The following is a 19818-nucleotide window of genomic DNA, read 5'->3' on the forward strand; positions in this document are numbered from 1 at the left end:
TGTGGCGATGCCGTTTTCAGAGTGTCTCGTAGAGAAAGCGGTAAACTGGGCAGCACTGTATCAAGGCACTGTATCAACGGATATCGTCTGCCCCGTCTGAGTCTTAAAAGCTGTAGCCCTTATTCTGCATAGTTTAGAGCTTTTCTTAGTGCCATTCGTTCTGGGGGATTAGTCCCTAGGTTAGCCTAGAGAACTGATTAACAATGTAGGTGTGAATCCTACCCCTCAAGTGCTGAGGTGAAAGCCCTTTCCCTACGGTAGCGACTAGTCCTCAATCCGTAAAGCGGGAATGAAAGGCGCTCTGACTGGAAGCCTAAATCTGGTTACACGCCGAGCAAGATATCCATGAGTAAAGCTTAGGCTTCAAGACACGTCTGAATCACCGTTACGATGAAATAGCGTAATCAGGCTGATACGCTACGCCAAAAGGCAAAAGGATATGGGATTGGCGGTTATATGACCGACCAATAAGCACCCCCGATAAACCCGGTGAAGAGTGTCACTCTAACGGTATCAGTATTGTTAATCGGAACGAAGTAACCCGTCAAACGCTCTCAGGTGGTCGAATACCTGAGTAGGTGCTAACCGGATGCCTTGACGGGCAAGATTGAGTAAGAAGCGAACGCTTGGCTGTAATGGTCAAGATATGCTGACGTACTCACAATGACGTGGAATGAAAATCTTAAGTAGTAAGTAAAATGTCTAAAACGCTGAATGGTCAGACGGTGGAATGGAACAGAATAAACTGGCGCAAGTTAGAAGTAGCTGTTTATAAGCTTCAAAAGAGAATTTTCAAAGCCTCTGCTCGTGATGATACTAAAGCAGTACGCAGACTCCAAAAAACCTTGATGAGGTCTTGGTCTGGAAAAGCCTTATCTGTTCGTAAAGTTTCCCAGGATAATCAGGGTAAGAAGACTGCCGGAGTAGACGGAATTAAATCCTTAACTCCTAAAGCCCGTCTTACTTTGGTACTGAGTTTGGATATTAATCAAAAGGTTAGTAAAACCCGCCGGGTATGGATTCCCAAATCCGACGGCTCCAAGCGCCCATTAGGAATACCAACTTTACACGATAGAGCGACTCAAGCACTTGCCAAACTGGCTCTTGAACCAGAATGGGAAGCTAAGTTTGAGCCAAATAGCTACGGATTCCGACCAGGGAGAAGCGCCCACGATGCAATCCAAGCAATATATATTGCCATTAACCATAAATCCAAGTGGATTTTAGATGCTGATATATCCAAATGCTTCGATAAAATCAACCACAAAGAATTGCTCAAGAAAATCAATACATTCCCAACAATGCAGAGACTTATCAAAGCATGGTTAAAATCGGGTGTAATGGATGATGGACAATTCTTTGACACCAACGAAGGTACACCACAAGGCGGCGTAATCTCACCACTATTAGCAAATATAGCCCTTCACGGGTTAGAACAACTAACAGTAGATTATGCCAGAAGACTAAAAGGGATTAAGAGAAATAATCAAGAATCCATATCTCTAATAAGATATGCCGATGATTTTGTAATCCTTGCCAATGAATCATCCCAAATAATTGAGATGAAAGAGTTAGTCAAAACGTGGTTGGCAGTCATGGGGCTGGAATTAAGTCCGAGTAAAACCAGTATTGGTCACACACTACGAAATCCCCAGGAAGACAAGGAATATGAAGAGTATGGCTCAACATATTCCAGGAAATTATGGAACATCAAGGGTAAAGGAGAATATCCCAAACTCTCCGATGAACCGGGTTTTAACTTTCTAGGGTTCAACGTAAGACAATACGAAGTGGGAAAGAACCACTCAGGTAAGTTATCTAATGGTAAGATACTCGGATTTAAGACACTCATCAAACCCAGCAAGAAAGCGATTAAGAAACACTACAATGCGATCGCAAAAGAGATTGATGCTTACAAGTCAGCCCCTCAAGCTGCATTAATAGCTAAACTCAACCCGATTATTTCCGGATGGGCAAACTATTACTCAACAGTTGTAAGCAAAGAAACATTCTCTAAGCTTGACAATCTAGTCTACCAAAAGCTTTCTAGATGGGCGAATCGCCGCCACCCAGGGAAATCTGGTTCATGGGTATCCAATAAATATTGGCATACCGTAGGCGGGAATAATTGGGTATTCTCAGTAACCAGAGATGGGAAAGTAGCTGAAAGTTTAACCAGTCATACGAGCAAGGAAATTGCTCGGCATGTCAAAGTTAAAGGATCAGCATCACCATTCGACGGAAACTTAGTCTACTGGAGTAGTAAAAAAGGGAAACACCCTCAAATGTCTACAAGAGTTGCAAGACTTTTGAAAGCACAAAAAGGTAAGTGTCCTCACTGCTGTCTGTATTTTAGGGAAGACGATTTAATAGAAGTCGATCACATTATCCCGAAGTCATCAGGCGGAAAGGATACGTACAAGAATCTTCAACTATTACACCGTCACTGCCATGATATAAAAACTGCCAACGATGGCAGCCGAGGTACTCATAAGAGCCAAATCATTGAGGAGCCGTATGAAGCGAAAGTTTCACGTACGGTTCTGAAGACGAGCGGGACTCGTGAGAGTTTCGCTTAGTTTAATCCTTGACCATCCCCAAGACTTTGTAAACGTTAAAAAGGAGATTCTTGAAATCTTGCGGCAGGCTTGTGAAATGTTAGACAAAGCCGGAGTTCGATATGCCTTGGTGATTCCCACTCGTGGTAATCCCTTCGTTGCTCTAATCCGGGAATTTGATATCAAAGGTCTGGAACAAAAACAGGATTCCAAACCGAATGCTGACACTGTTAATAGTTCTAAAAATAATCAGCAATCCTCACAGCAGCAGGTTGACTGGTATCAAGAAATTAGAAAATGGGCAACAGAATTAGGGAGAAAACCACATTTTCAGGAAATCAAACAAAAGTGGCACGAATTAACGGGGCAAGAGTTAAACGAAAAGGGAGTAAAATTACTATGAACCTATCCCACTAATATAAAAGTATGGTAATCTACTTCTCAATAAGGAGGGGTAGATGGCTGGACGTTTTGAAGGATTGAGTGACCTGGAATGGAAGTTATTTGAGGATATTTTTCCTCTTCAGGAGGAGCGTGGTCGGGGAATGCCTCATGTTCCATTTCGGTATGTTTTGAATAGTCTGCTGTACATTCTGATCAGTGGTTGCAGGTGGTGCGATCTACCACGTGGCGAAATTTGGGCATCGAAGAGTGCTGCTCATCGCTGGTTAAAACGATGGTATGAAGACGGAACATTTGAGCATTTACAAGCACGCATATTAGCGATCGCGGATGATAAGGGATTGATAAACTGGAACTTTGGCGCGGTTGACGGGTCTTTTTCCCCCTGGAAAAGGAGGAGGTGAAGAGGTTGCTTATGGTGGTAAGGGTAAGGGAATTCTCATTCACACACTTATAGAGGGAAACGGAATGCCTTTAGCTAATTGCACTACCCCAGCCAATGGCAACGAGAGAGAACAAGTAATACCTCTACTCGATAAAGTTAAACTTAAAACATTAAAACGTGGCAGACCACGTAAGCGAATCAAAGTACTAGCTGCTGATAAAGGTTACGACTCGAAACAAAAACGTAGTGAACTACGTAAACGAGGTATTCGTCCTCAAATACCGAAACGCATCTGGAAAACCAAGAAAAACAGAGGAAGACCTATCAAAATTTCTGTCCCTAGATTTCAGCAGGAGCGGTGCTTCGCTTGGTATCAACGTAAATACCGCCGTCTCGTCGTCAGATGGGAACGTCGAAAAGTTTATTTTGACGCATTTATTTACCTTGCTACGCTCCACATCTGGATTAACAAAATATTATTAGTGGGATAGGTTCATTAGAAAATCTCGGCTACCCAGACAATTAAACTGGAATGCTCGGTATGGTAATCCCAAAGAGTACAGAAAACAAGTAGCGATCGCTCACCGTAAAACTCACAATTATTGTGTAGTCTGTCTAACTAATAAAAGTGAAGAGATCCATCACGCTTACTACGGCAACGACATCATTGGAGTATCAACATTTCCTACGTGTATCTCTTGTCATAATGAGATTTGTCATAGCCCAGTTAACTGGATTAAGAATCCTAGTAATCCCGTTTGGGGCAATCGTAATACTGACGAATTTATTACGAGATTGAGGCTAGGGTATCAGCTACTTTATGGAGGAATTGTCTATGATTAAGCTATTGCTAAAATATTCACCTGATTCCGTTGTGGATGCTGTGAATGATATTTCTTTAGCAGAACTGGACAAGCGAGGTTTAATAGTCTGGACAGATGCACCGCCACTAGAGCCAGAAGATGAAAATTCAGCATTTAATTTAGCTTCGCGTTTTCCTGAAGTAACGCCTGATAATATATTAGAAATCTTCAAAACTATTGCTCAAATATACACTAGTTATGGCGACTGTTTGGCACTCAAATATTTAATGGAACTTTCCGCAGAATACTTTGGATTAATTGGAGTTGAATAAAATGTATAACGACGAATACGACGGTTTGAGTTTTGAGGAACAATTATACCTGACTGAAGAGGAGATTAGACGACGGCACAATCAGCAAATATTCTTGCGTCGAAACGCCCAATTGTTGCAGCAAGAATTGTTACTTGAAGCCGAACTGTTAGAAGATAATCCAGAGTTCGCCCAAACTATTCACGCTCTCAATATGCGGGAGATTCAGAGTAATCAGCGAGGGCTAGAAAATGTTTTAGATTCAGAAGAATTAGCTTCAAAAGAGCAAAGTATTTGGAGTAAGTTTTTTCCGGGATTGGGTGGGAGATAAATACAGCAGATTGCAGGTAAGTGAGGTACAGAACCAAAAACTCACAAATCAAATTATTCTTCTCCCTCCAGCAAGAACTGCCCTCTGCCTCCTGCCTCAAAACCAATGACTTTGTACTTCATGTAAACGAAAATTGCTGTATGTCTTGGTCGAAATCTATTTCAATGGACGTTGCTAATAAAATTTTTGACGTAATTGGAGTTTCTTTTGAGCAGAACGAATTAGAGGGCGGTTACGTCGCTAAACATGAAAGTAAGACCTTGAGAAGGCCAACATTGACCGCTTGCTGTATGGCTGTTTTGAGCGATTGGGTGACGATAAAGGAGGAATGAATTTATGTCTGATTTATCAACTTTTGTATTTGAGTCTCAGGAAATTCGCGTAGTATCAATTGATGATGAACCCTGGTTTGTTGCCAAAGATGTAAGTCTTGGACTAACGATTCCTTGGAAGGGTGCGGAAACTCTCAATGCTATACCAGAACGGTGGAAACAGGTGAGTCCGGAAATTCCGGACTCACAGGGCAGAACCCAATCTGGCTGGGTAATTAAAGAGTCTGGCGTGTACAAATTAGCATTTCGCTCTAATAAACCAGAAGCGGATAGGTTGACTAATTGGATTGCAGAAGAAGTACTGCCATCGCTACGGCGCACTGGTAAATACGAAATATCCAAGCCTGAGCAACAGCAGAATACCAAACCCACTCTTGATGAACTCGTTAACTTTGGGCAAAAGGTACTTGCTGGTACAAGGCTGAGTGCAGAACTCCAAACCATCACTATCCTTCGAGGTGTACAAGCGTTGTGTCCCGAAATAGCTCCGATGGCCAAGGAATTGGTCGGAGCTATTCAGGAAATTGAAGCGACACGTTAGTTCTCAAGATAAGGATAAAAGGGTAAAAGTCTGATATATATTTAAGTCATTTGATTTTATAGAATCCCGAAAATGCGAGCGAAAATACGAGATACAGAGATTTTTTTTGATGTGGAAGGTTCTGCACCAATACGGTTCGGTTAAGCTAAAAACCAGATAAACTGAGGGTTATCACCCAAGTGTACTGAGATTGAATGCAACTTAAAGAATTTTCACTGATCTCGCCTGTAGTGGAATCAGGTACGGTACTCAAAGCGTTAGAAACAGCTATTCCAGCAGAGGCAATCTCGAGTGCGATCGCACAGACACAAAGTAATGAAGAACGGAGCCGGGCTTTACCGTCGCATCTGGTGATCTGTCAGGTGATTGCGATGAGCTTGTGGTCAAAAGCATCAATGAGGACGGTTCTGAAAAATCTTGTGGATGGCTTAAGTGAAGCGTGGGTGAGAATGGGGAAATATTGGCGAATACCCTGTAAATCATCAATAACAGAAGCACGACAGCGAGTCGGAGCAGGGGTGATGAGCCGTCTATTTCATCTAGTAGTGAAACCGCTAGCAACAATTGAAACCCCTGGTGCTTTTTTAGAGGGATTGCGAGTGATGGCAGTGGATGGAACAGTTTTTGATGTCCCGGATACGCAATCGAATGCCAGAGTTTTTGGATATCCAGGAACACGACCAGGAACGCGAGCGGCTTTCCCCAAAGTACGCCTAGTACTATTAATTGAAACTGGAACACATTTAATTGTTGATGCTTTAATGTGTCCGTACCGGATAGGTGAGCGAGTGAGAGTTAAAAAGTTACTGCGGTCTGTGACAGAAGGAATGTTGTTGATGTGGGATAGAGGCTTACATTCCTACACAATGGTACAAGCAACTCTTACACCAAAATGTAATTATTTGGGACGAGTACCTAAAAATGTAAAATTCTCAGTCGAGAAAGTCCTGGAAGATGGTTCTTATCTGTCTTGGATTGCTCCTGATGGTAAATCGAAGAAAAAAGGCTGTACAAAAATCATGGTGCGAGTTATTGAGTACACCATTGATACTGATGACCAACCGCAAATTTACCGTCTAATTACCAACTTGACGGATATTTCCTTGTTTCCCGCTTTATTGTTGGCAACTGAATATCACCAACGTTGGGAAGTGGAAAGTACCATTGATGAACTCAAAGTCCATCTTTTAGGGCGCAAAACTCTAATTCGTTCTCTCAATCCTCGTGAAGTTGTTCAGGAAGTTTATGGCTGGCTGCTTGGACATTGGGCTGTGCGTTCACTTATGTGTCAGGTTGCCCAAACCACTCATATTTCCCCCAAAAGATTAAGTTTTACTGGCACACTGAACATTGTCCGTCGTGCTGTTCCTAAATTTCAGCGACTTCAAACCGAAGAATTTCCTTTTTTTTCACCTGGCTTGTAAGAGAAATTCTGGATGAGCAGATACCAGAACCTGAAGGTCGAAGCAATCCTCGCGTAGTCAAAAAAACTAGAGCCAAATTCCCTTCCAAGAAACCGATACATAGAGGGCAAGGAGCTAAATTAGGAACACTGACTTTTTCTATTCTCAATACCGCTTAGAGCTTAACCGAACCGTATTGGGTTCTGCACTAGTGGTGGATGGCGCGAGCATCTGCTCTAAACCTGTTGCCTTTCTAATTCACGGGGGACCTGGTGCAGATCATACTTCCTTCAAACCAACTTTCTCGGCTTTAAGCCGAAATCTACAACTAGTTTATTTTGACCATCGCGGTCAAGGAAGGTCTGCCCGTGGGTCTAAAGAAACCTATACTTTAGACAATAATGTTGAAGATATGGAAGCATTGCGCCAACACCTTGGTCTGGAGAAAATTGTTGTGATTGGCAGTTCTTACGGTGGTATGGTGGCTCTAACTTATGCAGTTCGCTATCCTCACAATGTCTTTCATCTGATTGTGATTGCCACAGCAGCCCATAGTCGCTTTTTAGAAAGAGCTAAGGAAATCTTAGCATCAAAAGGAACTGAGGAACAGAAAGCAAGCGTTCAGCGACTTTGGGATGGGAACTTTGAAAATGAGGAACAGCTAAGACAGTATTTTCAAGTCTTGGGGCCAATGTATTCGCTAAGATATGATCCCATTAAGTCAAGCATTGCTTGGCAGAGGAATATTCTCTCAGTTGATGCGATTAATGTTGCTTTTGGCGGTTTCCTCCGCACCTATAATATTCTTGACCAGTTACATAAAATTACTGCACCCACTCTAGTTATTGCTGGCCGGTATGACTGGATTTGCGCTCCAGAGTTTTCTGAAGAAATTGCTCAGGCAATTCCTAATGCCGATTTGAGAATTTTTGAGAATAGCAGTCATTTGATCCGCGCAGATGAGCCAGAAGCGCTTTTAGATGCAATAGCCGGGTTTTTGGTTTACAAACGTTAGCTAAATTTGTAATACCATTTACTACTTTAATTTTAGTTGCCAAGCGATGTCTTCTGGTACGTCGGCAGTCTTGTATACGCAAAGAGCGATCGCCTACGGCGATAATAATCTTCGAGACCATCGCTCTGTTTGTCAACGTACTCCTCCTCAATAAGTGATCCAAGCCTTGTAACCAATTATTAATATATTGGTGGCGATAAAAGCTTGTTAGCAATCTTGGATGTTTATTTCTGGGGTCATTTTGATAACTGCCAGAGTTGGATGGAATAACATAAATGGCTTTCAAAAATTGCGCGTGCTGCTAACCCCTCGACAACCAATTTTTCCAGCCAGCGCTTAAATGCCCAACGACCGAGTATATGTAATGGAGGAACAGCGATCGCCACAACATCAGCAATATATTTAACCGTTGTCAGCCCAAAAGTACGAAAGTTATCAACACACAAGTCAATCGTTGGCACAATATGGGTTGAAATGTCTTCAGTTTTGATTAACTTGAATCCAGCCTGCACTAAAGTCGCTTGGAGTTCAGTGGCAATATGACAATTAGAAAAAATACCTTCTCTGTATTCCGCATTAGAACGCATCATATCGGCAACCAGCAGGTAGCCACCATTACTCAATAAACAAGCCGCACCCTGAGCCAAATCGTCAACAGCAATATATTGACTGCTTTCACTCAACAGAACTAAATCGTAGGAGTTTGATGAGTGAAAATCTTCAAATCTCGTTAAGTAAAAAGGTACTTGACCGTTGGTATTTTGAATAAATCTCTCTTGCTGAAGTACATCGGGTGCTAATCCCTCAACACTAAAACCGCGATCACACAAATATGCCGCATTACCACCAATGCCACAGCCTACGTCAAGCACAGTTTTTGTACCCTCTGGGATAAAACTGAAAAGTTTGGCTGCATAGCTTTCTTGCGCCACACGCAGGCGAGTTAGAGTTAATTCTTCACCATAAGTAAGTAGTGGCTCCCAATACCCATAATGGAGATAGTTGGAATTTGTGAGTCCCATGTAATAATCTATCGCCGCATTTTGGTAGCGAGTAGGTTTCGGAATCTTGCTTAATTGTGGTTTGAGCATTGAGGAATAAAGTAAGTATTAGGGCATTAAGCTTGGTTGAAATTCTGACCATCGCTTGCAAACTTGTTCGTAGCAATCGGGTGGAGTAATTTTTAGTTGGTGTAAAAAATTAACCTCTATCTGAGGTTCTGCCTTTAGCACCAGAAGAATATCTTGATGGGGATTGTATGTTGCGACTGCTGGGAAAATGGATGAGATTATAGATGAGTTAAGTGATTGTGATCGCAAGTAAAACCCAATCAGATCCCAGGGGAGAAATTGGAGAGTAAAGGGAACTGTATCAAGACTTGTATTTGTAGGGTGAGTAACTTTAGTATCCACATCACAAATAACAATTCCCCGCCCAAATGACTGAAATCCCTTCCATCCTGTGTAACCGATTACCAGCAGATTATTATGAATAAAGTTGTTTTGCCAGTAGCCAAAATTTCCTTGCCAAACACTATTGGATGGTCGCATTGACTTCCTCCCCCAACACCAATGATTCAATGCGAACCTGCTCAAGCTCTCGTCCAATCAATACTAATCGCGTTTGACGGGGTTCCTGGGGTTGCCAAAGATGGTCATAAAAGTAGTTAAATCGATTACCAACCCCCTGTAATACCGGACGGATAGCTTTGTTTGGAACTGGTACAAATCCCTTAATTCGATAATTCATAATTCATAATTACGTTTTGTGACGGGGATTTAGCTAGGCTTCAATTGTGTTCTGCCTCTAGAACTAGGGGATTTAACCCCCCAAACTTATTTAAAATCCAAATATTCATAAATAGCTGCGATCGCTACCTAATCAAGCTTGAGGGATTTTGGTTGGCAAAGTTTCTGTCCATCAATTCTGTGCGTGAGTTTGCCCGCACAGCGCGGAACATTCCAAATCGACACAACCTTGCACCAAACGCCAAACGCATTAGTAAAAGCGTCGGTACTTCGCGCACAGACTTGACAAAACCAGACAGTCCAAAACGCACCAATCCCTCTGGTCGAGCCACTCCTTGCCAAATCGAATCGAACCAAGAAGGAAGGGTTTCTTGAGTCCAGTCTGCCGTAATTACCTCCCCATCAACTAATTCTGTCCCCGCCAAAAGCTCAGAAAAGCCTTCAATACTGGAAAAAGCTGGATGAGACCACTGCTCGAGCAGTTGCCGCATTACTGATTTCTCCCAAAAATTTAGCGGCTTTTGGCGGTCATCTCTCTGATTCCAGTCAGCTACAACCAACACTCCACCAGGCTTTAGCACCCGCATTAATTCTCTGGCAAAAACGGTTTTATCTGGCATGTGGGGGCCTGCTTCGATTGACCAGACCACATCAAAACTGGCATCTGGAAACGACAATGCCATTGCATCATCAACCGCAAACTGGGCGTTTAGCCCAAGGGGTGTTAACTCCTGGGCGCGTTTCACCTGAATAGGACTGATGGTAATCCCTGTAACAGCAAACCCATAATCCCGCGCTAAAATCCGACTGCTACCCCCAATCCCACAGCCAACATCTAAGACAGTAGCACCAGGGGGTAATTTTTCTATTCCACCCCATTTAACCATTTCATGTACAAAGTCAGATTTAGCAGCCAAAAAATCCTTTCGTCGTGGCGGCGAACCGTAGTGACCAAGGTGAATGTGTTCTCCCCAATAAAACTCTAGGATGCCGTCAAGTGTCCATTGATCGTAGGAATTGGCAACTGTGGATGAGGATTGATACTTGCGGGCAGTTAGGAAATAAGCCGCAATTCCAATTACTAATAGCATCAGAAAAACAATTACAGAATATAATAAACTTGGCATTTTTTTGAACTATCCTGTACATCTATTTGAGTCGATCTAACGGTTTATTTATTGCTGCTCGTCCCGAATCAGACAAGCTATGTCGTAACCGCCCGACGGATGCAATTGCAATATAAATCATCCGATACATCGATATTGCAATGTTTTGAACATCTTGAGTAATTTTCGCTTGCAGTAGACTGGGCTTGTATTTGCCTTGAGGGATACCCGTTTGTTTGACAAAGGGGTGAATAGCAGTAGGAATCTTCCCAGTTCGGTGAAGATAGAATTTCGACATGATAATTAACTGAAGTATTCATTTAGTAACTTAGCAATTTCTATACGTGATTGGGAAAGTATTTGTTCAGTGGTCAAACAGGAATATGTACGTCATACACGCCATTTTCTACCTGTTTTAAACAACTTCCACCTGTTAGTTAATACAGCTTCTTTTTGTCGCAATGACTATTTACAAACGATACTCTCGTCTGGAGTAGATTATAGCGATCGCTGGATCTCAAGACACAATTTGTACCGAAAATTAACCGCTTACCCTCTCATAGAAAGTCGTAATCTGTAGCGTCTTGATATGTGGGACTATGAGAACGTAAAGCTGATTAGTTGTATAAACCTTCATAAAAATACTTATCTGTGCCTCGCAGATGTACAAAATTTACAAGTCAACTTCGGCGGGCATTCTGACTCACAAGGCAAGCCTTGTTTACAGCTGCGGGACAGCGCCGGATTTACACCGGACTTTCCCCGTTTCCTCTAGTGGCTGTTCCCCACTAGAACCGAGATTCATCTGGATAATAACACAACTGCGATTTGCTTGCATAAAAATCAATGGGCGGTCTATATTTGCATTCGCTATTAATCGGGACAAGTCTCATTCTTTACTAAGCGTTTATTTTCTACTCAGCGTTGCAGAGTCGTTTGTTTAGCAGTGTTGGGATGGTAGAGTCCATCCGCTTATCGGATAGTAAAACAACAGCCGAAACTCGTTATTTCATTAGTAGCCTTATCAAGAATGCTGAAGAATTTTCTAATGCTGTTCGTAGCCATTGGGGTATAGAAAACTCATTACATTGGGTGTTGGATGTTGCATTAAAAGAAGATGACTGCCGGATTAGGAAAGACAATGCTCCACAGAATTTCGCAGTATTACGGCAAATTGCAGTCAATCTTTTAGGTTGCATAGAAGCGAGTCAAACGAGGAATCAAAAATAAACAGTTTCTCGCCGCGATGGATAATAACTCTTTATTAAGTGTTTTAGCGTTAGCTTAAAACAGTATATCAAAACTTGAATTGAATGTTTTGATGAAAGGTTTATTTATTCTCTCGGTAAATACGCTTTTGTTTACTCCATAATTGAATATTTTTAGTATTAATGAATAGCCGTTCAGTTGAAGATAAGCTAATTCACAGATTGCGAAAGTATTTGATTTACTTTGTTTATCATTTACTTAACTTCTACAATTATTTATGTCATTTTGAAATCTTTCTTAGTTTTTATTAGTAAATAAGATGCGTTCGCCCTGGGATGGAAGCGGATCTAAAGAATATTTGCAGTGGCTCAGACAGCGAATGGCAGAAATCCCGAACAGTTGTGTACACGTTTGGAAACAAGAGCAAATCATTGGGCAAATTGAGATGATGCGTTGTCAACACAATTCAAGCGTTGGCTACGTCAATTTGTTTTACCTGACTCCAGAGTATCGAGGTCAGGGTTTTGGTCAGCAGTTAGATCAATACGCAGCCCATTTTTTCAAGCGTCTGGGTTGTCAGTCAGCTCGCTTGAACGTCAGTCTTACGAATCGAGTGGCAATGAGATTTTATCTCAATCACGGATGGGTTGATTTAGGGCAACGGGAAGATGATCCTGAAGTTCACTATCTTGAAAAGAAATATGGAGCTAACGTACAGTAGCGAATGGCACGCTTGAAAAGGGAAAATCGTTGAGACAGCAGGGGTGCAAAGGAAGAAGCATACGGACAGAAAACTTGAGGCATACGGAAAGAAGCAAGAGAAATTCTCCTCTGCCCCTCTGCAATTCTTATGCCGCCTACCGTTCAGCTTAACAAGCGTGACATTCCTCCATTTGGTAAAAAACTATTTAGAGACAGTAGTCGCGTTGAGTTCGCCCCTTTTCCCTTTTGCTCTCTTGTTTGTACCTTGTGTCGCCTTCGGTTTTTCTGCTTGCTTACTAGAATTAACCATTTTCATCAAGTGCTGATTTAGATAACTCTGCGCCGAGATATAAAGGCTTTCCCAAATCTCTTGATTGCGGCTGATTTTTGTACCAACTGTATTTCCTGCTGTTTTCTCCGACACCAAATATTTGCGGAAGTAGTTATTCCACAAGTGTTGCAGGAAATCTTCAGCGAATTCGTTAAACGGCAGAATCCATTTATAGTCCTTGTCCAAAAATACCCGATAAGACGCAATTATTGGTAATGCCAGGTCAGTTGGCGCACCAAACCCAAAAGAGTACTTACTGTCCGGCAACAACGTCGTTTTACGTATATCAATTGAAGCTAAATCGTTGGCACCCTTTCTTCTGGGGTTGCTGATATGTTCTTGGATTATTTCGTACAGTCTTTGCTCTATCCACAAAGCATGAGTCAAGAGAGGCAGTAAAGCGGTTAATCTTTCCCTTTCTGCATCTGTGATGTTACTTGGAAGACTCATCCCTGCTGGGTGCTTGGTTCGTTTATTGCCGTCGGGGTTGTATTTATTCCTGTCGAGGCAGTAAAGGAGCTTGAGCAAGTGGGTGACATTACACTGGGCATTTCTGGGAGCGCCGCTTTGGTTTTGGTAATAAGCGATGCGGAATTTTCTATCTTCTTTCTGTTCTAACTGGGCTAGATACTGCTTGATGAATTTGTAATCACCCCTAGCGTTGACTTTGGAGCGAGAATCTACTGGCGTTGTAGTATTACTTGCTAGGGCTATATCTTTGGCTGATTCTTCAGTCAGTCCGATGTGAATCGTAACTTTTACCCTGGCTTCGGTTAGGTCATATTTGTAATTTTTCGCTTGCTCAAAAGCTAAAACTGTATGCCCCCCGTTAATAATACCATCGCTACCCCCCTCGTTAGCTTCTAAGACTTCTAGCTCCAGTTCAGTTTTGTTCTTGACAGGTTTAGTTTTATTGGCTGACAGAACGATTCCACTGTGGCGAGAGAAGAATTTTCCAGGTTCGGTCGTCAGCGAGTCGAAGATTTGTCTGTAGGTCGCGCTTTTACGGTTCGGTTCCCGGATGTTCGGTTCTAGCGGCAGGTCTATAGGGAAGCTGTCTACATGGGCGGTGGCGATGATGCAATTGGGGTTGGCTTGAAAATAGTTATCTATCTTAATGTTCCAAGTCTTGGGCATACTTTATTTATTGATGGAAGTAAATTCTATGTTAGCGCTGCTGTAAGGGGAGACCGCAAAAAAAAGATACCAGCCGTGTTTCGAGTTTATTCGTTGTGTAGCGTGGATCTTGGTTGTGACGGCTGGTATCTTTTTTCAAGGCTTGTGCCTAACCTTAATTATTCTCAAATTCTGCCACCAACGCTTCTCTTAGCAAAACGGTTGCCCCCAAAGCTGCCAGTTCAATTTGCTGAGAAAGATATTTTTACAAGTGTACCAATCAACTAATTGATTGCTTTCTAAATACAGAACCTCTGTCACGCTTAAATTGTAGCCCTGCTACCTAACCTTAATTCGTCTCGCACTTATACTAATATCAAATTACTTACTTTATTATATTATGTACTGTCCACTGGGTTTAGATTGTCGTCAAATGACAGGGGTTGATTATCAATGTTCCAATATTTCTATTTGTATGCACAACTCTCCTAAACCCTCAATGGTGAAAATTATATTTTATGCGCTTCACCAACAAATATGTGATTTAAAAGATATCAAGATCGGCCAAAAACTACTTAATGAGTTACTTGAAGAAAATCAGCAAGATGTAGAATCTTTCTTAGAAAATTGGGAAAACTTAGAGAATTTACGATAATCCAACTTTCTTCAAGCGCGATAGCAATCCAATCCGGGTGCTATAATCTTTTTGCATCTGCTTAATAGAAGCTTTGAACTCCTCTAGCTTTCCTTGATATTCAGCCAATTCCCGTAAGTCAACTAGATGTGCAACTGCTTGGTCATAAGTTTTGGATTGCTTGAATTCAAGTAACTTATATATCTCTGACCATACTTTATCTTGATTTTTAGCTAGAACTTCTAACTTACGGATTTTTTCCTGTTGTGCTGCTAGTTTTTCTCGTTGCTGACGCTGTTACATTTGCTTTTTAGCATTTTCTAGTAACTGTGAGAATGAGCGTCTGTGAGTATCATAATTGCTCTCACTTCTCGGAATCTTAAATAGTTCTCGCAGTCGGTTTACAAGTTGTATTCCAACATTATTTTTACCTGTTGCCACTTCCAAAATAAAATAGTCTTTTTCTTCTGATGATAAAGCTGTAATCCACTCTTTTATGGGTTCAGGATTTGCTTTTTTATCAATACTTAAAATAGCACCTCGCAAACTGTGCCTAGAGTGATAGAAGAATGCTAATTACGGCTAATAAACAACCACAAAGTTGTTTTCGGTTAGTGACAATCCAGTGGATAGTTGTGCAAATTTTACCTGAGTAAACCCAGACGCACTGCCATCTTGGTCAAAGAATAGTCCACCTGTAATGTCGTTGTAAATAAATCGTTGAGCGATCGTCGTTGCAGATGTTCCGATGGTAAACTGAGCATCTGAGAGTGAACCTATTGATAACCCACCACCAAAATCAAATTTATCTACCTGAATTAAGTCATTAGTGGCGTTGAAGTCATCAATAGTGTCAACACCCCCATTGTAGTTATAGAAATCAAAGGTATCAGTCCCATCCCCTCCAATTAGGCTGTCATTACCATTTCCACCTGTAAGGGTATCATTGCCATTGCTCCCAACAATCAAGTCATCATAGTCCGTACCTGAGATATTTAATTGTTCGATATTGTTGTAGTTAACCCGATACAAGCCCACTGTAATTGAACCAGTGTTAGTAGTAGCATTGAATGTCGAAGTAATTCCCCCAGCAGTAAAATTATACCTGGCGAACAACGAATCATTACCATTACCCCCATCTACCGTTTGAATCACTAAATCAGACAGGTCAGTATCTACGGAATTAGTGATTAAATTGAAGGAATCATTGCCATCGCCCCCAGAGAGGAGATTATCCCCTGTTGAACTGCTAAAGCTCAAGCTATCGTCACCAGCGCCTCCTTCTAGGGTATTATTACCAGACGGGCGAGAGTCGGAGTAGTCGTAGGAGGCATCATAGGAGTAGTCACCAGAAATATCAAGAGAATCATTGCCATCACCCCCAGAGAGCAGGTTATCACCTGTTGAACCGCCAGCACTCAAGTAATCATTACCTGCGCCTCCGTTGAGGGTGTTATTGCCCTCTGAGCGAGAGTTGTAGGAGTCGATAGATGTGCTGTAGCTGTAGTAGCCAGAGATATCAAGAGAATCATTGCCATCCCCCCCAAAGAGCAGATTATCGCCTGTTGAACCACCAGCACTCAAGTTATCATTACCAGCACCTCCTTCTAGGGTGTTATTGCCTAAAGAACGAGAGTTGGAGGAGGAGTAGGAGAAGATATAGGCGCCAGAGATATCAAGAGAATCATTGCCATCGCCCCCAAAGAGCAGGTTATCGCCTGTTGAACCGCTAGCACTCAAGCTATCATTACCAGCACCTCCCTTGAGGGTATTATCGCCTGTTGAACCGTTAGCATTCAAGCGATCGTCACCAGTACCACCGTCAAGAGTATTATTTCCCACACCGCCAATGAGAGTATCATTTCCTGCACCGCCAATGAGAGTATCGTCACCAGTACCACCTCTCAAAAGGTCATTACCACTTTTGCCGTCGATGATGTCGTCACCTGCCTGACCATTGATAACATCATTGGAGTTGTCAAAACCTGTAATGTTGTTGTCGAGGTCATTGAGGAAGGTAACAGTATTCTTGTTGAACAGGCTAGTTTGAGTGGAATTAGCATCAAACACATCAAAGCTGTCGGTAGTGCTGGTTTGTCCAGTAAACAAGATATTGCCAATAGCTGGTCTTGAAGAAGTTGCTGGCAGATTATCCAGGTTTTCTAATTTGAAATTTTGGAGAATGACTTTGGTATCAGCGGCATTTTCAAAAGTGATTTCTAAATTGTTACTATTTTGAGTTAATTGCAGATTTTCAGCAGTGAAACCTGTAAATTGCAAAGTGTCTAAGGAGGCAATCACGGTTGCTGAGGGATTTGAACCTTTACCTACGCCACTGAAATCGGTGATTATATCAGTGTTATTCCTGTTCAAAAAGGAGGTGTCGCTCAAGTTATAAACAAATTTATCATTGCCCGCACCACCAGTTATCGTATCGTTGCCAGCGGCCCCATAGAGCGTATCGTTGCCACTGTTCCCCATAATGTTATCATCGTAGGCTGTACCTGAAATATTTAATCGTTCGATATTCTTGTAACTAACCTGATTTATGCCCGCCGTAATTGAGCCTGCGTTTGTAGCGGAATTGAATGTCGAAGTAATCCCTACACCAGCATCATTGTATCCGATGTAACCGACGGACAACACATCATCACCCTCACCCCCATCAATGGTATCTTTGCCACTAGTGCCCCCAGAGAGTGTATCGTTCCTACTATTTCCCACAATGTTGTCATCGTAGGCTGTACCTAAGATATTTAATTGTTCGATATTCTTGTAGCCAACCTGATTTATGCCCGCCGTAATTACTCCCTTGTTTGTAGTGGCATTGAATGTCGTTGTAATTCCCTCTGTAGCATTGCTGTAATCGACGGACAACAAATCGTCACCTTGACCCCCATCGATGGTATCTTTGCCACTATAGCCGCCAGAAAGCGTATCATTCCCACTGTTCCCCACAATATTGTCATCGTAGGCTGTACCTGAGATATTTAATCTTTCAATATCTTTGTAGCTAACCCGATACGTGCCCGCCGTAATTACTCCCTTGTTTGTAGTGGCATTGAATGTCGTTGTAATTCCCTCTGTAGTATTGCTGTAATCGACGGACAACAAATCGTCACCCTTACCCCCATCTACCGTTTGAATTGCTAAATCAGAGGGGGCAGAATCTGGAGATGTGGGGCTTAGATAGAAGGAATCATTGCCATCGCCCCCAAAGAGTAAGTTATTGCCTGTTGAATACTCAGCACCCAATGTATCGTCACCAGCGCCACCATTGAGGGTGTTATTGCCTGAGGTAATTAAAAAATTATCGTAGGGTCCGACATAGCCAGAGATGGAGAGAGAATCATTGCCATCGCCCCCAAAGAGTAAGTTATTGCCTGTTGAATACTCAGCACCCAATGTATCGTCACCAGCGCCACCGTTGAGAGTGTTATTACCTGAAGAGCTAAAATTAGGCTCACCTTTATAAGTACTAATACCAGAAGTAGAGAGAGAATCATTACCATCGCCCCCAAAGAGTAAGTTATTCCCGGATGGAGACCGAGCATTCAAGGTATCGTCACCAGCGCCACCGTTGAGGGTGTTATTGCTTGAGGAGGGGTAATAAATGTATTGGCTGACGTTGCTATAAACGTTAGAGGTGGAAAGAGAATCATTGCCATCGCCCCCAAAAAGTAAGTTATTCCCGGATGTTGCCCCAGCATCCAAGGTATCATCACCAACGCCACCGTTGAGGGTATTATCGCCTGTTGAAAATTCAACATTTAAGTAATCGTTACCAGTACCACCAACGAGGGAGTCATTGCCCGCACCACCAACGAGGGAGTTATTGCCTGTGGAGGAGTCATTGCCCGTACCACCAACGAGACTATCATTACCCGCACCACCAACGAGACTATCATTACCCGCACCACCTCTGAGTATGTCATTCCCACTTAAGCCATTAATGATGTCATTGCCGCCCTGACTATTGATGACATCATTTGAGTTATCAAAGCCGCTAACATTATTGTTCAGGTCGTTAATAAAAGTGACTGTATTCTTCTTGAAGATAGTGCTTTGGGTCGAGTTGGCATTGAAAATATCAAAGCTATCCGTGATGCTAGTTTGTCCATAAAACAGGATATTGCCCAAGTCTACAGTGGTTCCTGTAGATTTGCTCAGGTTTTCCAGGTTTTCCAAGGCAAAGTTTTGCAGGATAATTGGGGCATAAAAAAACCTCGTTGTATAAGCATCCCCTTCAAAGCCAATTTCCAGATTCTTGCCCTTCTGGGTCAACAGCAAATTTTGGGCAGTGGAGCCATCGCTCTGGAATTCTAGGGTGTCCACTTCGGCTATGACTGCTGCTGTCGGGTTTGTCCCTTTACCTACGCCACCAAAATCGATGATGATAGCAGTGTTGCTGGTAACAAATTTATCATTACCGCTTCCACCACTTAAGGTGTCGTTGCCACCGTTAGGATATATGGTATCGTTGCCTGCAAGACCATTAATCGTATCCGCGTCATTATTACCCTGTAGGGTATCATCACCGTTGGTTCCAATGATATTTGCCATAACTTTTACCTACCTCAATCAATTTTTTCAGTAACTTTCAGTTGTCAATTTGCAGATTGTGCTGTTTAAGGGCGCAAAAATTCACCGAAATCGACATACTTTATACGTCACCCTTGAGGAACAGTAAATTCTCTAAAATTTACCCGATTCCAAGGTTTTTCACTAGTACTTATCCAACTATTCTTTTACTAACTAAGTCTTAAGCACTGTACAAATTCATGAAGGTGAGCATTTAAAAGAATCGCTCATTTCATGCTTTTTTAAGCATCTTTATTTGCCGAAATCACTCTTTCAATTATCAAAAAATCTGACAATTGAATACTAAAAC

Annotated in this window: 18 protein-coding genes, 2 pseudogenes and 1 riboswitch; of the genes and pseudogenes, 12 read left to right on the top strand and 8 right to left on the bottom strand. The window is 42.2% G+C overall.

The window, feature by feature from the left end; all coding sequences use genetic code 11:
* The first annotated feature begins 698 nt into the window (after nt 1-698).
* From ltrA to RM347_RS28820, 9 genes are all read left to right on the top strand, one after another.
* The gene (gene ltrA, locus RM347_RS28780) at nt 699-2579 is read left to right on the top strand and encodes a group II intron reverse transcriptase/maturase (RefSeq protein ID WP_322720314.1); all 1881 of its coding nucleotides are present in this window, start codon (nt 699-701) and stop codon (nt 2577-2579) included.
* A complete protein-coding gene (locus RM347_RS28785) occupies nt 2563-2961 on the top strand; it encodes a hypothetical protein (RefSeq protein WP_322720313.1) in 399 nt (132 codons plus the stop codon). Before ltrA ends, RM347_RS28785 begins: the two co-directional genes overlap by 17 nt.
* A 55-nt stretch (nt 2962-3016) precedes the next feature.
* Complete coding sequence (locus tag RM347_RS28790; RefSeq protein ID WP_322720312.1) at nt 3017-3364, top strand: transposase; 348 nt, start codon at nt 3017-3019, stop codon at nt 3362-3364.
* Complete coding sequence (locus RM347_RS28795; RefSeq protein ID WP_322720311.1) at nt 3318-3836, top strand: transposase; 519 nt, start codon at nt 3318-3320, stop codon at nt 3834-3836. The genes RM347_RS28790 and RM347_RS28795 overlap by 47 nt, the downstream gene beginning before the upstream one ends.
* A 344-nt stretch (nt 3837-4180) precedes the next feature.
* Complete coding sequence (locus RM347_RS28800) at nt 4181-4480, top strand: hypothetical protein (protein WP_322720310.1); 300 nt, start codon at nt 4181-4183, stop codon at nt 4478-4480.
* A gap of 1 nt (nt 4481) precedes the next feature.
* The gene (locus tag RM347_RS28805; RefSeq protein ID WP_322720309.1) at nt 4482-4790 is read left to right on the top strand and encodes a hypothetical protein; all 309 of its coding nucleotides are present in this window, start codon (nt 4482-4484) and stop codon (nt 4788-4790) included.
* Nucleotides 4791-5126: 336 nt separating this feature from the next.
* Nucleotides 5127-5663 (top strand): BRO-N domain-containing protein, encoded by a 537-nt coding sequence (locus tag RM347_RS28810; RefSeq protein ID WP_322720308.1) that lies wholly within the window; start codon nt 5127-5129, stop codon nt 5661-5663.
* 284 nt (nt 5664-5947) lie between these two features.
* Nucleotides 5948-7087 (top strand): IS4 family transposase, encoded by a 1140-nt coding sequence (locus RM347_RS28815; protein WP_322720315.1) that lies wholly within the window; start codon nt 5948-5950, stop codon nt 7085-7087.
* A gap of 175 nt (nt 7088-7262) precedes the next feature.
* Nucleotides 7263-8081, top strand: a complete 819-nt coding sequence (locus tag RM347_RS28820; RefSeq protein WP_322720307.1) for an alpha/beta fold hydrolase — start codon at nt 7263-7265, stop codon at nt 8079-8081.
* Nucleotides 8082-8317: 236 nt separating this feature from the next.
* On the opposite strand, the gene RM347_RS28825 is transcribed toward RM347_RS28820, so the two are convergent.
* From RM347_RS28825 to RM347_RS28845, 5 genes and pseudogenes are all read right to left on the bottom strand, one after another.
* Entirely contained in the window at nt 8318-9172 is an 855-nt protein-coding gene (locus RM347_RS28825) for a class I SAM-dependent methyltransferase (protein WP_322720306.1), read from the bottom strand.
* Nucleotides 9173-9190: 18 nt separating this feature from the next.
* On the bottom strand, nt 9191-9631 hold the full coding sequence (locus RM347_RS28830) for a hypothetical protein (RefSeq protein ID WP_322720305.1): 441 nt from the start codon (nt 9629-9631) through the stop codon (nt 9191-9193).
* Nucleotides 9615-9824: pseudogene (locus RM347_RS28835) on the bottom strand (GTP-binding protein); the annotation flags it as partial. The gene RM347_RS28830 and the pseudogene RM347_RS28835, both read right to left, overlap by 17 nt.
* A gap of 130 nt (nt 9825-9954) precedes the next feature.
* Entirely contained in the window at nt 9955-10956 is a 1002-nt protein-coding gene (locus tag RM347_RS28840; protein WP_322720304.1) for a methyltransferase domain-containing protein, read from the bottom strand.
* A gap of 22 nt (nt 10957-10978) precedes the next feature.
* Nucleotides 10979-11233 carry a hypothetical protein gene (locus tag RM347_RS28845; protein ID WP_322720303.1) on the bottom strand — a complete coding sequence of 85 codons (255 nt, stop codon included), beginning with the start codon at nt 11231-11233 and terminating at the stop codon, nt 10979-10981.
* A gap of 373 nt (nt 11234-11606) precedes the next feature.
* A riboswitch (cobalamin riboswitch) is annotated at nt 11607-11749 on the bottom strand.
* Between the two features lie 131 nt (nt 11750-11880).
* Here RM347_RS28845 and RM347_RS28850 point away from each other — a divergent pair.
* Nucleotides 11881-12223: pseudogene (locus RM347_RS28850) on the top strand (ISAs1 family transposase); the annotation flags it as partial.
* Between the two features lie 240 nt (nt 12224-12463).
* A complete protein-coding gene (locus tag RM347_RS28855) occupies nt 12464-12865 on the top strand; it encodes a GNAT family N-acetyltransferase (RefSeq protein WP_322720302.1) in 402 nt (133 codons plus the stop codon).
* Nucleotides 12866-13048: 183 nt separating this feature from the next.
* Here the strand turns inward: RM347_RS28855 and RM347_RS28860 are convergent, their stop codons facing one another.
* The gene (locus tag RM347_RS28860) at nt 13049-14314 is read right to left on the bottom strand and encodes an AIPR family protein (protein ID WP_322720301.1); all 1266 of its coding nucleotides are present in this window, start codon (nt 14312-14314) and stop codon (nt 13049-13051) included.
* 454 nt (nt 14315-14768) lie between these two features.
* Between RM347_RS28860 and RM347_RS28865 the strand changes: the two genes are divergently transcribed.
* Nucleotides 14769-14948, top strand: coding sequence for a hypothetical protein (locus tag RM347_RS28865; RefSeq protein ID WP_428850626.1), 180 nt, complete (start codon nt 14769-14771; stop codon nt 14946-14948).
* A 276-nt stretch (nt 14949-15224) separates the two neighbouring features.
* On the opposite strand, the gene RM347_RS28870 is transcribed toward RM347_RS28865, so the two are convergent.
* On the bottom strand, nt 15225-15473 hold the full coding sequence (locus RM347_RS28870; protein ID WP_322720299.1) for a hypothetical protein: 249 nt from the start codon (nt 15471-15473) through the stop codon (nt 15225-15227).
* Between the two features lie 36 nt (nt 15474-15509).
* Nucleotides 15510-19490, bottom strand: coding sequence for a beta strand repeat-containing protein (locus RM347_RS28875; RefSeq protein WP_322720298.1), 3981 nt, complete (start codon nt 19488-19490; stop codon nt 15510-15512).
* Nucleotides 19491-19818 lie beyond the last annotated feature (328 nt).

This window comes from Nostoc sp. ChiQUE02, from assembly GCF_034531305.2.
In the GTDB taxonomy this organism is placed as follows: Bacteria; Cyanobacteriota; Cyanobacteriia; order Cyanobacteriales; family Nostocaceae; genus Nostoc.